This is a genomic window from Phenylobacterium sp. (genome assembly GCF_036402295.1).
In the GTDB taxonomy this organism is placed as follows: domain Bacteria; phylum Pseudomonadota; class Alphaproteobacteria; order Caulobacterales; family Caulobacteraceae; genus Phenylobacterium.
The window spans coordinates 1-13,401 of the sequence record NZ_DASWTE010000218.1 but is presented as its reverse complement, the minus strand read 5'-3'; the positions used below and the strand labels follow the sequence as shown (position 1 = coordinate 13,401).

The window sequence follows — 13,401 nt, the reverse complement described above, 5'->3', positions numbered from 1 at the left end:
GAACCAGAGGCCCTCGAATCCCAGCCGCTCGGCGTGGGTCGCCAGCGCCAGCAGGTCCTGCGGCTCGTAGTTGTAGGTGGTGATCCCGAAGGACGGCTTGCGGCTCACGCTGTGCTCCTCAGTTCCCGACCGGCTTCCACTGGGGAAGGGTCGGCCCCTCGCCCAGGCGCTCGAACCACACCTCCATCGGCTGGCCCGCCGCCAGCTCCGGCTCGCCGTCCAGGCGGCCCATGAGGCGCACCTCCGGCGCGTCATCCAGCTCCACCACCACCAGGGTGTAGGGGGCCGGATAGTCCGGGTGGATCTGGTGCATCACCGTGGTCCAGGTGTGCAGGCTTCCCGTGCCCTTGGCGTCCCGCCAGGCGGTGTTCCAGCCGCCGCAATGGGGGCAATGGTCGGTCGGCGGGTGCAGGGCGTGGTTGCAGTCGTTACAGGCGCGGTAGACGAGACGCCCCTCGGCCGCGGCCGCGAAGAAGCCCGCCGTTTCGCGGTCCTGGTCGTACGGCAGAATGGAATGCGCGCCCATCACGCGGCCTTCCGGAAGACGACGCTGGAGCCGATCGGCAGCGGGCCGCCGGTGCACATGCACAGCTCGGCGTCGGGAACCTGCATGTCCGCCTCGCCGCGCAGCTGACGCACCGCCTGGACGATGTGGTTCATGCCGTGGACGTAGCCCTCGGAGAGATGGCCGCCGCCGGTGTTGATCGGCAGCTCGCCGCCCATCCGCAGCGCGCCGGACGCCGCGAACGGACCGCCCTCGCCCTTGCCGCAGAAGCCGTAGGCCTCGAGCTGCAGGATCACGCTGATGGTGAAGCAGTCGTAGATCTGGGCGATGTCCATCTCGTGCGGACCGACGCCCGCGCGTCGCCACAGCTCGGAGCCGGCCTGGCGGCCGCCCAGCTCGGTGATGTCGTCGCGGGTGATCGCCGGGAACATCATGCCGGCCCGGTGGTCGCGCGGCGCGCCGCCGGCCACGGCGCGGATCAGCACCGGCGGCTTGGGCAGGTCCTTCGCCCGCTCGGCGCTGGTGATCACCACGGCGCAGGCGCCGTCGCTCTCCAGGCAGTAGTCGAACAGCCGGAGCGGCGAGGAGATCATCCGTGCGGAGAGATAGTCGTCCAGGCTCATGGGCCGGTCGGCCATCTGGGCGTGGGGCGTCTTGTTGGCGTGTTCGCGGCAGGCCAGGGCCACCGCGCCTAGCTGCTCGGCGGTGGTGCCGTATTCCAGCATGTGGCGGCGCGCCATCAGGGCGAAGGTCTGGCCGGCGGTCTGCAGGCCGTAGGGGACGAAGAACTCATCGTAGCTGCCGAAGCCGCCGACGATCTGGGCGCCCGCGTGGTTGCCGGATCCGCCCAGCCGCGATTCCGAGCGGCCGTTCAGCGAGCGGAAGGCCAGCACAGCCTTCGCCTGGCCGGACATCACCGCGCCCATGGCGAGGCCCATCATCATGCAGGGCGCCACGCCGCCCGGGCCGGTGTCGGCCCAGTAGTGCAGGTTCTTCGCGCCCAGCGAGGCGGCCAGGCTGTAGGGGCGCACGGTGTCCTGCTCGCAGCGGACGATGCCGTCGATGTCGTCCACCGTCAGGCCGGCGTCGGCGATCGCCTTCAGCGACGCTTCGGTGGCCAGCGACAGCACGCTGCGGCCCGAATCCCGGCTGAACGCCGTCTGCCCGATGCCCACCACCGCGCACTTGTCGCGGCCGGCGAAGGCCAGTTCGTCGTCGATCATGGCGCGACCTCCTCCGGGGTCTTGGCGGCGCCCGTTCCGAGCGTCTCGTCCGTGTGTTCGCCCAGCTTCGGCGCCGCCGTCCGCGGGACCTCGCCGAACGACGAGAAGCGGTAGAGGGCGCCGGGATAGGCGACCTTGCCCAGCCCATCATGCGCCACGTCCACGAAGAACTCGCGCGCCTTCAGGTGCTCGTCGTCGAACAGGTCCTCGGGCGCGTTCAGCACGCCGATCGGCAGGCCGGCCGCCTGGCCGTCGTGGTAGGCCTCGTGGCTGTCCTGGATGAGGAAGAAGCACTCCACCAGCTCCTGCACCTCGTGGAAGTGCTCCTGGCGGTAGGCGACGTCCGAGAACGCGGGGTCCGTCAGCTGGACCGCCATGCCCTTCGAATCCATCCAGTTCACCAGCGCGTTCCACGCCTTGGGCTCGGACAGGATCAGGGCGAAATAGACATAGCGGCCGTCGGCGCAGCGGAAGAGCGCCGATTGGGTCGGCGACGGCTGGGCGTGGCGGCAGGTCTGCCGATGCACGTGCACCCGCGGATAGAACCAGTAGGGGTTGGCCAGCTCGACGTTCACCGCGCAGGCTTCGTGCATGGAGACGTCCAGCACCTGGCCGCGGCCGGTGTTCTGGCGCTCCAGCAGCGCCAGCATCAAGCCGATCTGGGCGAAGCTGGTGACCGTGTGGTGGGCCTGATTGCCGCCCGGCCGGATCGGCGGGATCGAGTGATCGTCATAACCACAGCTGTTCAGCGGCCCGCCCGCGGCCAGGGCTACGAGGTCGGAGGACTTGTAGTCGGCCCAGGGCCCGGTCAGGCCGAACGGCGTGATCGACGCCACGATCAGGCGCGGATGGGTGTCGCTGAGCGCGTACAGGTCGAGGCCCAGAGCGGTCAGCGCCGCCGGTTGCAGGGTGGAGATGAAGATGTCGGCGTCGGCCAGCCGATCCGTCAGCACGGCCATGCCGCCCGGCGTCGCGAGGTCCGCCGTCACGCTCTTCTTGTTCGAGTTGTAGTACCAGAAGTTCAAGCTGGCGTTCGGGTCGACCTGACCCTTGGCGAACGGGCCGACCTGGCGGGTGGGCGAGCCTTCCGGCGGCTCCAGTTTCACCACCTCGGCGCCCATCTGGGCGAGCAGGAGGCCGGCGAACTCGCCGCCGATGTCGTGCGCGACCTCGACGACCTTCAGCCCGGCGAGCGGATGGGGGGCCTGGGCCATGCTCAGATCGCTCCTTCGGCGGCCAGTTCTTCGTATTCGTCCTCGGACATGCCCAGCAGGCCCTTGAAGACGTGGGCGTTGTCCTCGCCGAGCAGCGGACCCGAGCGCCAGTTCTCCTGGACGGTCCGCGAGAACTGGATCGGCGTGCCCTCGAACCGCGCCTCGCCGATCACCGGGTGGTCCATCTCGAAGAACACGCCGCGGCCGGCGATCTGCGGGTCGTGGTCGTTGGTGTCCTCGGCGGTCTGCACCGCGCCGGCCGGTACGCCGGCGGCCTGCAGGCTGTGCATCAGGTCGTAGCGGTCCTTGCCCGCGGTCCAGGCGCCGACCAGGGCGTCCAGCGCATCCTGGTTGGCGAACCGCGCCGCCTGGCTGGCGAAGCGATCCTCGCTGGCCCAGGCCGGTCCGCCCATGACCGAGACCAGGCTCCGCCACTCCGCGTCGTTGAACACCGCGATGGCGATCCAACGATCGTCGCCGACGCAGGGATAGACCCCGTGCGGCGCCGCGTCCGGATGCTCCAGGCGGTTGCCGGTCGGGAAGCTGCCGTCCCGGGTCGAGCGCCCGTTCACCGACACGTCCAACAGGATCGGGCCCAGCAGGTTGATGCCCGCCTCCACCGCCGACACGTCGATCTCGGCGCCCTCGCCGGTCAGGTTGCGGTGGTAGATGGCGGTGAGCAGGGCCGAGGCGTTGAAGAACGCCGCCTCGTTGTCCATGTACGACAGCCCCCACCCGGAGGGCTCCTCGTTCGGCAGGCCGCTGATGTAGGACAGCCCGCAGACCGCCTGGACGATCGGGCCATAGCTGCGGTGCTCGGCGTGCGGGCCGGTGTGGCCGAAGCCGCTCATGCGCGCATAGATCACCGACGGCGACAGCTCCCGCAGGCGCTCGTACGTCAGGCCCCAGCGCTCCATCACGCCCGGCGCGAAGTTCTCGGTCACCACGCTGGACGAGGCGATCAGCCGGTCGGCTAGCGCCTTGCCCTTGGGGCTGCGCATGTTGATGGTCACGCCCAGCTTGTTGCGATTGTAGTTGTTGAACAGGCCGCCCTTGTTGGGGTCCGGGTTGGCGTCTTCCTCGCCATAGGTCCGCGCCTCGCCCTTGTAGATCGGCAGGCGTCGGGGCATGTCCAGCCGGTTACGGTCCTCGATGCGGATCACCGTGGCGCCGAAGTCGGCCAGCACCCGCGTCGCGCAGGCGCCCACGCCCATCCAGCAGAAGTCCGCCACGCGCACGCCGGCCAGCGGCCCCTGCCGCACGCCCGGCGTCCGGCCAGGTCCAGCAGCTTCAGCGCGCGCCGCTGTGGTCTGCATCATTGTCCTCAGCGCCCGAAGGCGCTCTCCCTACCCTGCGGCCAGCATCACGTGTGGCCAGTCTGTTATAATCATCATTATGAACTCCTGCATCAACGTGTCAACGCCGTCGACCCGACAAAGCCGCCGCTTGTTTGAGTCAACGAAATCATGATCATAAAAAGAGGCTAAACATCCTTGTCGCCAGCTGGCGGACCAAGGGTTGCATTCGCGACATGAGGCTGCGAGCAAATCACAGTAGCTCCGGTCCGCGGCAGGACTGTCAGGGGAAGGTCGATCGCATGAAAGCACGTGGAAGAGGGGCCCGACCGGCCGCCGAGGCGGCAGACCCGGTCCGCCCGGTCTCCTACGAACTCACGCGTCGGACGCTCAAGACCTCCGAAGTGGTCGCGCTGGAGATCGTCCGCGACATCGTGCGCCAGGACATGCAGCCCGGCGACCGCCTGCCGCTGGAGGCGGAGATGTTGGTGCAGTACCGCGTCAGCCGCTCGTCCCTGCGCGAGGCCCTGCGCCTGCTGGAAGTCCAGGGCCTGATCGCGATCCGGCCGGGGCCCGGCGCCGGCACCGTCGTCGGCCGCGTGCTGCCGGGCAACCTGTCGCGCACGCTGACGCTGCACCTGCACATGCTCGGCGCCAACTACGACGAACTCCTGGAAGCCTGGGTGGAGTCCGAGCCCCTCATGGCGCGGCTGGCGGCGTTGAACCCGGACCGGGAGAAGGTGCGCGCCTCGCTGAGCCCCTTCCTCGACGAGGATCACGCCTGGGCCGTGCGCGAGGGCCTGCAGTTCCACGACATCGTCGCCGAGCTGGCCGACAACCGCGTCCTTACGCTGTCGCTTCGATCGATCGGCTTCATCGTCGCCGAACAGGTCCTGACCAGCGCGGAGCGGGGCGAGCTGGAGAAGCAGATCGTTCACGACCACCGCGACGTGGCCGAGGCGATCATCGCCGGGGACGCCGACCTCGCGGCCAACCGCATGCGCGACCACATCCGCCACGCGGTGGAGGACTTCAAGTCGTTCTGGCCGCTCAAGGTGGGCGAGAAGGTGCAGTGGCGCTGAGGCGCCGGGATCACGCCCGCGCCGCCTCGACCACCTTCGGCCCAGCCTCCCCGCCGGCGCCCTCGAGTTCCCGCATCAGGTGCTGTCCGGAGCGGAAGAAGCACAGGGCCGCCACCACGCTCATGCCCATGCTGGCCAGGATCGCATAGCGCAGCGACTCCGCGCCAAAGGTCGGCTGCAGGGCGTCGCTGAGCATGCCGGTCATCAGCGGTCCCAGGCTGAGGCCCAGGATGTTCACGATCAGCACCAGCATCGCCGAGGTGAAGGCGCGCATCTGCGAGGCGACCAGCATCTGAGCCGTGGCCACGATCGGGGCGAACCAGACGTTGAGGAGCACCGCTTGGACGACGCCCATGGCCATGGCCGCGGCGGTGTCCTCGATCAGATAAGTCCCCAGCGAGAACGGGATCAGCAGGACCGACGCCGTGGCTGGCAGCCACATGTACCAGCGCCGGTCGCCGCGCCCGAGGCGGTCGGCCAGCCAGCCGCCCACGAACTGGCCGGTCCCGCCGCCGAGGCCGATCGCCAGGGCCAGGTACAGCGCCACCTGCCCGATCGGCATCTCGTGGACGCGCCCGAAGAAGGGGGCGTTCCAGTTGTGCGCGGCGAAGACCACGAAGGCGTGAGCCGCGCCGCCGGCGGCCAGGAAGCGGAACGCCTTGAGCTTCCATAGGGTGGCCAGCGCCTCGCGCAGGGGAACCTGCGCGCGCGAGTCCGCGTGGTCGTCGAAACGCCCCCGCTTGGGCTCCTTCATGGTCAGAACGATGGGCGCCAAGGCGACGCCGGCGATGCCGAACAGCAGGAAGGCCTCGCGCCAGCCCAGCGTCTGGGTGATCCAGCCGCCGGCCGCAAAGCCTAGCATGGTGCCGAACGGGTTCGACAGGCCCCAGAGCGCCAGGGCCGTCGCCCGCTGCCGGAGCGGGAAGTAGTCGGCGATCATGGAGTGGCTGGCCGGCACGCAGCCCGCCTCGCCGAACGCCACGCCCATCCGCAGCGCCACCAGGGTCCCGAAGCCGTTGGCGAGCCCGCAGGCGGCGGTGGCCGTGCTCCAGATGGCCAGCGCGCCTGCGATCAGCCGCTTGCGGTTCCACACGTCGGCCAGCCGCGCGATCGGCAGGGCCATGGTCGTGTACATCAGCGCGAAGGAGAGCCCTGTCAGGGCGCCCAGCTGGGTGTCGGAGAGCCCCAGGTCGGCCTTCAGCGGCTCCTGCAAGATCGAGATGATCGAGCGGTCGATGTAGTTGAACAGGGCGACGAGGAACAGCATGGCCAGGCCGTAGTAGCTGGCGCGGAAGCTCGAGCGGTCTTGGGCCTGGGCCATGGGCTACCTGACAAGACCCGGCGGCGCGGAGCCGCCGGGCCGAAGCGAGACTATTCGAACCGGTAGGTGAAGGTCATGCCGATCTGGCGCGGCGGATTGATCACGCCGCGGTCGACTTCCAGCGCAGGGCTCTCCTGCGGCGTCAGGAAGTAGAAGCCATAGTTGGCCGGCGCCGGCATGCTCCAGCGGTTGAGGATGTTGCGCGCCCACAGCTGCAGCCGCCACGCCCCTTCCACCGGCGCGTAGGTCGCCGACAGGTTGATGAAGTCCTTGCGCGCGGTGTGCTTCACCCCGATCGGCTGTTGGCGCAACGCCGAGACCTGGAACGAGCTCGCCCACTGGTCGTCGGCGTGCAGGCTGAGCGTGCCCATGTCGCCCAGGTCCACCTCGTAGTTGATGTAGATCTTCAGGTCGTTCTTGGGCGTGAACGGCACCGGGTTGCCCGAGCAGTCGAGGCCGGCGGCGGTGCAGCCGCGGAAGGACGAGTAGGTGGCGTCCGTATAGGCGTAGTTGATCCCGATCTGCAGGTTCTCGATCGGCGAGGCCACCGTCTCGACCTCGACGCCCTTCACCAGGATGCCGCCCGCGTTGGTGTCGTTCAGCACGCCGTTCAGCAGGGTGCGGACCTGCACGTTCTTGGTCTTGGCGCGATAGGCCGCGAGGTTGAACGTGAGGCGGTTGTCGAAGAGGCGCAGCTTCGTGCCGAGCTCGTAGCTGGTGCTCTTCTCGGGCTCCAGCGGGGTCACGGCGGCCAGCGGCGTGGTGCTAGTCAGCGACCAGCCGCCGCCCTTGAAGCCCGTCGAGACGGACCCGTAGATCAGCGCGCCCTCCATCGGCGTGAACTCGAGGATCGCGCGCGGCGTGAACTTCTTCCAGGTCTTCTCGAACTGGACGTCGAAGGGCGCGCCGTAGGCCCAGGTGCGGGCGGTGTGGTTGGTGTAGCCCTTTTTCCGCTCGTAGGTGTAGCGGCCGCCGGCCGTCAGGGCGAGCTGGTCGGTGATGTGGTACTTCAGCTCCGCATAGGGCGCGACGCTGAGCACGTGGTTGTCGCCGACGACCACCGCGTCCTGCCGCTGGCCGGCCGTGAAGATCGACAAGCGCGACTGCGGGATCGTCCCGTTGAAGCCGAAGGTGATCGCCTTCTTCAGGTTCTCGAAGCTGTAGTAGAGGCCGGTGATGTACTCGAGCTTCTGGCCGGCGGGCGAGGTGAGCCGCAGCTCCTGGCTGAACTGCCACTCCTTGCTGCGGTTGATGCTCGGCCGGTTCAGCGCCAGCGGGCTTGAGTCGCCGTCGTCCTCGTAGAACGAGTCCAGCGTGCGGTAGCTGGTCAGCGAGGTGATCGTGCCGATCGGCTGCTCCCAGTCGGCGCGCAGCTGGGTGGCGACGATGTCGCGCCGGGTCTGGCCGTCCACGTCATGGGAGATCTCCCACGGCTTGCGGATGCCGCCCAGGCTGTTCACCAGCGAGCCCTGGCCGAACGACTGGTAGCCGGAGGCGTACATGTTCTCGTGGTTGAACTGCAGCAGCGCAGTGAGCCGCAGGTCGTCGTTCACCTGCCAGAGCAAGGTCGGGCGGATCGCATAGCTCTGCTGGTCGCTGACGTTGTGCCCGGTCACCCGGTTGAACATGTAGCCGTCGTTGTTCTTGACGCTGTAAGCCAGGCGCGCGGCGACGTTGCCGCTGACCGGCAGGTTCACGAAGCCCTGGGTCTCGAAGCCCGACTGGTCGTGCCGGCCATAGGTGCTGACGGTGGCGTTCACTTCGCCGTAGACCGCGTCGCCGAGCGTCGGCTTGTTGCTGGTGATCTGCAGCGCGCCGCCGACCACGTTGCGGCCGAAGGTGGTGCCCTGCGGGCCGCGCAGGATGGCGATCTGCTGGATGTCGAAGAAGTCGGCGTCGAACGAGGCCAACGTCCCGTAGTAGATGTCGTCCGCGAAGATCGCGACCGGCAGCTCCAGGTGCGGCGAGTCGTTCGTCGTGGTCTGGCCGCGCACCTGCAGGTTGGCCGTGCTCTGGCCCTTGGTCGAGACGAAGGTCGCCCCGGGCACCATGGCGGGGATGTCGACGAAGTTGGTGACGCGCTCGGTCTTCGCCTGTTCGCCGGTGATGGCGGTGACCGCGATCGGCACCTTGCTGAGCTTTTCCTCGCGGCGGGTGGCGGTGATGATGACTTCCGAGACGACGTCGGCCGACGAGTCCGCCGCGGCCCCGCCATTCTGAGCCAGCGCCGGCGTCGCGATCAGCCCGGCGCCCGCGAGCAGCGCTCCCAGGCCGGCCTGACGCAATAATCCCGTCTTCCGGTGCGCATCACGATCCAGCATCCGTCTTCCTCCCCCTCGTTGCGCCGACCCGGACGAGCGGGCGGCCGTTGTGGCCCTGGGGAGGTAGATCGCCTCGGTCCGGGAACCGCCGCCGTCAAGGCGCACGAATCCGCGGCCCCGCGTGTGGCGCGGGCAGCCCTGGCGTCACTTCCCCTGGTCGTTTGTTTCTTGTTCGTATTAGGGATGATCATGATGATGATCATCCGAATGTCAAGCAGCGCTCGGCAACGGAATCTCGCAAAACGCCGGAATTTCTAGGCGGCCCCCACCTTGAGCAGCTGCTTGCCGACGTTGCGGCCTTCGAACAGCCGCATCAGGGCGGCCGGCGCGTTCTCGAAGCCTTCCAGGACGTCGGCCCTGGGCTTGATCCGGCCCGCCCGCACCCAGTCGGCCAACCGCGCATCGGCCTCCGGAAAGTCGCGCTCGTACTGGGGCATCAGGAACCCCTGGATGGTCGCCCCGGTGAAGACCACGTTGAAGTAGTTGCGCGGCCCCGCGGGCATCTCCTCGCTGCGCGGATCGAAGTTGTAGCGGGAGATGCCGCCGCAGATGACCACCCGGGCCCGCGGCGCCAGGCGCGCCAGGGCGTCGTTCAGCAGGTCGCCGCCGATGTTGTCGAAGAAGATGTCGACGCCGCCCGGCGCCAGCTCGCGCAGTCGCGTGCGCACCTTCTCGTTTTTGTAGTCGATGGCCGCGTCGAACCCGAGTTCGCCGGTGAGCCAGGCGCACTTCTCGGGGCCGCCGGCGATGCCGATCACCCGGCAGCCGGCGATCTTGCCGATCTGGCCGACCAGCGAGCCGGTCGCCCCGGCGGCGCCCGAGATCAGCAGGGTGTCGCCCGCCACCGGCTTGCCCACCTTCATCAGGGCCAGGTAGGCGGTCCGGCCGGTGCCGCCCAGCACGCTGAGCACGGCGTCCAGCGGGACGCCCGGCGGCGCCTTGTAGAGCAGCTTTCCCGGGACGGTGGCCAGCTCCTGCCAGCCCAGGTGACCGAACACCGCCTCGCCCGGGGCGAAGTCCGGGTGCTGAGACTCGACCACGACCCCTGCCCCCGAGCCTGGCATCACGCCGCCGATCTCGACCGGGTTCATGTAGCTGGCGGCGTTCTCCATCCAGCTCTTCTGCGCCGGATCGAAGCCGAGATACGCAGTGCGCACCAGCACCTCGCCGGGCGCTGGTTTCGCAACCTCCGCCTTCGCCAGTTCGAAGTCGCCGTCGACCAGCGGCCGGCCGACCGGGCGGGCGGCGACGTGCCATTGGCGTTGCACCGTTTGCGTCATGGGATGTCCCTTCGGCGGATCAGACGGCGCCCGCCTCGCGGGCGTAGCCCCAGGCGGCCTCGGCGAGGGGGCGGACGCGGGCCGCCTGCTGGGCGGCCCCGTCCGCCGCGGCGTTGCCCTGCAGCGCGCGGCCGACGATGCCCTGGACGATCGCCGCCACCCGGAACAGGTTGTAGGCCTTGTAGAAGCCCAGGTTCCCGATCGGCGGACGGCCCACCCGCTCGCAGTAGCGGTCGACGTAGGTTTCCAGCGCCGGGATGCCCAGCGCTGCGAGATCCAGGCCCATCAGGCTGCCGCGCGCGTCGCCGTCGTCCGGCCGGTACCATTCGCACGCGTGGTAGGTCAGGTCGCCCAGCGGATCGCCGGTGGTCGAGAGTTCCCAGTCCAGCACCGCCACGACCCGCGGTTCGGTCGGATGGATCAAGAGGTTGTGGAACGAATAGTCCCCGTGGATCAGCCGCGCTTCCGCGGCCGGCGGCGCGGCTTTCGGCAGCCACGCCATGAGCCGTTCCATCTCCGGGATGTCCGCGGTCTTGGAGGCTTCGTACTGTTGGCTCCAGCGGCCGATCTGGCGCTCGAAATAATTGCCGGGGCGCCCGAAGTCCTCGAGGCCCGCAGCCACGTGATCCAGGCTGTGCAGGGCGGCCAGGGTGGCGTTGGCGGAGTCGTACACCGCCGCCCGCTCGGCCGGCGTCAGGTCCGGCATGGCGCTGATCAGGAACACCCGGCCGGGCACGTGGCGCATCACGTAGAAGGCCGTGCCCAGCACGCTGTCGTCCTCGCACAGCGCCAGCGGTTCGGGGACCGGGAGGCCACGCTCGAACAGGGCCTTCATCACCCGGAACTCGCGATCGACCGCGTGCGCCGACTTCAGCAGCACGCCGGGCGGCTTGCGGCGCAGGACGTACTTCGCGCCGGGGGTTGTGAGCAGGTAGGTCGGGTTGGATTGCCCGCCCTCGAACTGGCGCACCTCCAGCGGGCCTTCGTAGCCGGGGACCACGTCGCCCAGGAACTGCGCGAGACGCGACTCGTCGATCCGATGGGCTTCCTTCACCGCCACCGTCTGGCCCAGGTATTTCCGCGCCGGCTGGCTCATCAGGGCACGCAGCCGTCGAGGCGGATCACCGCGCCGGTGGTGAAGCTCGACTTGTCGCTGGCGAGGTAGAGGGCCGTGGTGGCGATCTCCTCGGGCCGGCCGATCCGCTTCACGGCGGCGGGCGAATTGGCGTCAGCCTGCTCGCGCCAGCTCTTGGCGATGTCGGTCCAGAACGGGCCGCACATGATGGCGTTGACCCGCACCTTCGGGCCGAACTCCATGGCGTGGGCCTGGGTCATGATGTTGAGCGCGGCCTTTGCGCCGGCATAGACCGGATAGGTCGCGCTGGGGTGGACCGCCGCGGTGCTGCTGACATTGATGATTGCGCCCGAGCCGGCCTGGACCATGCGGTCGCCGATCAGGGCCGAGAGCCGGAACGGGCCCTTGAAGTTCACGCCCACCGTCTTCTCGAAGAGCTCTTCCGAGACCTCCGATGACTTCGGCGCTGTGGGTGCGATGCCGGCGTTGTTCACCAGCACGTCGACCTTGCCGAAAGTGTCGTAGGCCGCCTCGACCAGGGCGGGGAGCGCATCCCACTGGCCGACGTGGCAGGCGACCGGCAGGGCGCGGCGGCCCATCGCGCGAACCTCCTCAGCCACCGCCTCGCAGGGCTCCAGCTTACGGCTGGCGACGATCACGTCGGCGCCGCAGGCCGCGAACGCCTTGACCATCTCATGGCCCAACCCCCGGCTGCCGCCCGTCACCAGGACGACCTTGCCGGTCATGTCGAAATAGTCGTTCACCTCGGGCCTCCGCCTCGCGAAAGAGACCGGCCGGGCGACCGCCCGACCGGCAGGCTTGGGAAGGCTAGTCGAGGTGGTAGATCTTCGCCGCGTTGCCGTGGACGATCTTCTCCACGTCCTTGCGGTCGACGCCTTCGAACGCCTCTTCCATGTAGAGGGCCGGATAGGTCGCCGACGTCGCCGGGCCCGGGCTCATGCTGGTCGGGTGCGGGAAGTCGGTCTCGTAGAGGATGTTGTCCGCGCCGATGATGTCGATCGTCGGCTTCAGGGTCTTCTTCTCGAACCAGAACGAGCCGTAGATCTGCCGCTTGAAGAACTCCGACGGCATCAGCTTGTACTCCGGGTTCTCCTTGTGCGCCCCGCAGTTCAGCCACTGGTAGTCCAGGCTGGCCAGCTGGTACGGGATCCAGCCCACGCCGCTCTCGACGACCACGAAGTTCAGGTTCGGGAACCGGTAGCAGATGCCGCCGCAGGTGAGCTGCGCAATCGTCTGCGCCAGGTCCAGCGAGAACAGGGCCCCCATCGAGGCGAACGCCGCGTGCGGCTTCACCGAGGGATGCATCATGTCGAAATACCACATGTCCCCGGCGCCGACGTGGAAGTTGATCGGCAGGCCGAGCTCCAGGGCGGCGGCCCACAGCCGGTCCCAGTGGGGATCGGTGAGCTTGGGCAGGCCGAAGGTCTCGGGCTCGGCGCAGAAGATCACGCCCTTGTGGCCCATCTGGGCGCAGCGCTGCATCTCCACAACGGTGGCGTCCAGGTCCCAGAACGGCAGGGCGCACTGGGCGATCAGGCGCTTGGGATCGGCGCTGGCCCACTCGGTCAGCCAGTCGTTGTAAGCCTTCACGCAGAGCAGCATCAGCTCCTGGTCGCCCAGGCCCAGGAAGCGGCCGGCGCCGAAACCCGCCACGTTGGGATAGAGGATCTGGGCGTAGATGCCGTACTCGTCCATCTTCTTCAGGCGAGCCGTGTTCTGGTAGAGGGACGGGTCGACCATCTCCAGCTTCTGCGGCCGCTTGGGCGGATATTCGTGCCAGCCGGCCATGGCGGCGCCCGCGGCCGCGCCGGTGCGCTCGCCGTTAAAGAACCAGGCGTCCTCGTTCATGTTGGGGTCCCAGCGCACCTGCGGGACCTTGTCGGCGTACTTCTTCGAAATGCGCGTGGTCCACAGGTCATACGGCTCGATGACGTGGGTGTCGCTGTCGATGACTTTGAATTCCTTGACGATCGCGTTCACGTCATTTCCTCCGACCACCGCTTTGCCGCGGGGCTCTTGTTGCATCTGCATAGATCATGATGATGATTATCATATTCGTCAAGC

At 68.5% G+C, this 13,401-nt stretch carries 11 protein-coding genes; 1 reads left to right on the top strand and 10 read right to left on the bottom strand.

Annotation, left to right across the window (positions count from 1 at the left end; genetic code table 11):
• Positions 1 to 118: 118 nt before the first annotated feature.
• From VGD44_RS13495 to VGD44_RS13480, 4 genes are read right to left on the bottom strand one after another with little or no spacing between them, the layout of a single operon-like run.
• Entirely contained in the window at positions 119 to 526 is a 408-nt protein-coding gene (locus VGD44_RS13495) for a Zn-ribbon domain-containing OB-fold protein (protein ID WP_331087851.1), read from the bottom strand.
• Entirely contained in the window at positions 526 to 1,728 is a 1,203-nt protein-coding gene (locus tag VGD44_RS13490; RefSeq protein ID WP_331087849.1) for a thiolase C-terminal domain-containing protein, read from the bottom strand. Before VGD44_RS13490 ends, VGD44_RS13495 begins: the two co-directional genes overlap by 1 nt.
• Positions 1,725 to 2,942 (bottom strand): CoA transferase, encoded by a 1,218-nt coding sequence (locus tag VGD44_RS13485; RefSeq protein ID WP_331087847.1) that lies wholly within the window; start codon positions 2,940 to 2,942, stop codon positions 1,725 to 1,727. Before VGD44_RS13485 ends, VGD44_RS13490 begins: the two co-directional genes overlap by 4 nt.
• Positions 2,943 to 2,944: 2 nt before the next feature.
• The gene (locus VGD44_RS13480; RefSeq protein ID WP_331087845.1) at positions 2,945 to 4,258 is read right to left on the bottom strand and encodes a CoA transferase; all 1,314 of its coding nucleotides are present in this window, start codon (positions 4,256 to 4,258) and stop codon (positions 2,945 to 2,947) included.
• 281 nt (positions 4,259 to 4,539) lie between these two features.
• Between VGD44_RS13480 and VGD44_RS13475 the strand changes: the two genes are divergently transcribed.
• Entirely contained in the window at positions 4,540 to 5,319 is a 780-nt protein-coding gene (locus tag VGD44_RS13475) for a FadR/GntR family transcriptional regulator (protein WP_331087843.1), read from the top strand.
• Positions 5,320 to 5,329: 10 nt separating this feature from the next.
• Here the strand turns inward: VGD44_RS13475 and VGD44_RS13470 are convergent, their stop codons facing one another.
• The 6 genes from VGD44_RS13470 to VGD44_RS13445 form a co-directional block, all read right to left on the bottom strand.
• On the bottom strand, positions 5,330 to 6,640 hold the full coding sequence (locus tag VGD44_RS13470; protein WP_331087841.1) for an MFS transporter: 1,311 nt from the start codon (positions 6,638 to 6,640) through the stop codon (positions 5,330 to 5,332).
• A 50-nt stretch (positions 6,641 to 6,690) separates the two neighbouring features.
• Positions 6,691 to 8,961, bottom strand: a complete 2,271-nt coding sequence (locus VGD44_RS13465) for a TonB-dependent receptor (protein WP_331087839.1) — start codon at positions 8,959 to 8,961, stop codon at positions 6,691 to 6,693.
• A gap of 254 nt (positions 8,962 to 9,215) precedes the next feature.
• Positions 9,216 to 10,241 (bottom strand): NADP-dependent oxidoreductase, encoded by a 1,026-nt coding sequence (locus tag VGD44_RS13460; protein ID WP_331087837.1) that lies wholly within the window; start codon positions 10,239 to 10,241, stop codon positions 9,216 to 9,218.
• Between the two features lie 19 nt (positions 10,242 to 10,260).
• Positions 10,261 to 11,337, bottom strand: coding sequence for a phosphotransferase family protein (locus tag VGD44_RS13455; protein WP_331087835.1), 1,077 nt, complete (start codon positions 11,335 to 11,337; stop codon positions 10,261 to 10,263).
• Entirely contained in the window at positions 11,337 to 12,080 is a 744-nt protein-coding gene (locus tag VGD44_RS13450; protein ID WP_331087833.1) for a glucose 1-dehydrogenase, read from the bottom strand. The genes VGD44_RS13455 and VGD44_RS13450 overlap by 1 nt, the downstream gene beginning before the upstream one ends.
• A 64-nt stretch (positions 12,081 to 12,144) precedes the next feature.
• Positions 12,145 to 13,317 carry an amidohydrolase family protein gene (locus VGD44_RS13445; protein ID WP_331087831.1) on the bottom strand — a complete coding sequence of 391 codons (1,173 nt, stop codon included), beginning with the start codon at positions 13,315 to 13,317 and terminating at the stop codon, positions 12,145 to 12,147.
• Positions 13,318 to 13,401: the final 84 nt, after the last annotated feature.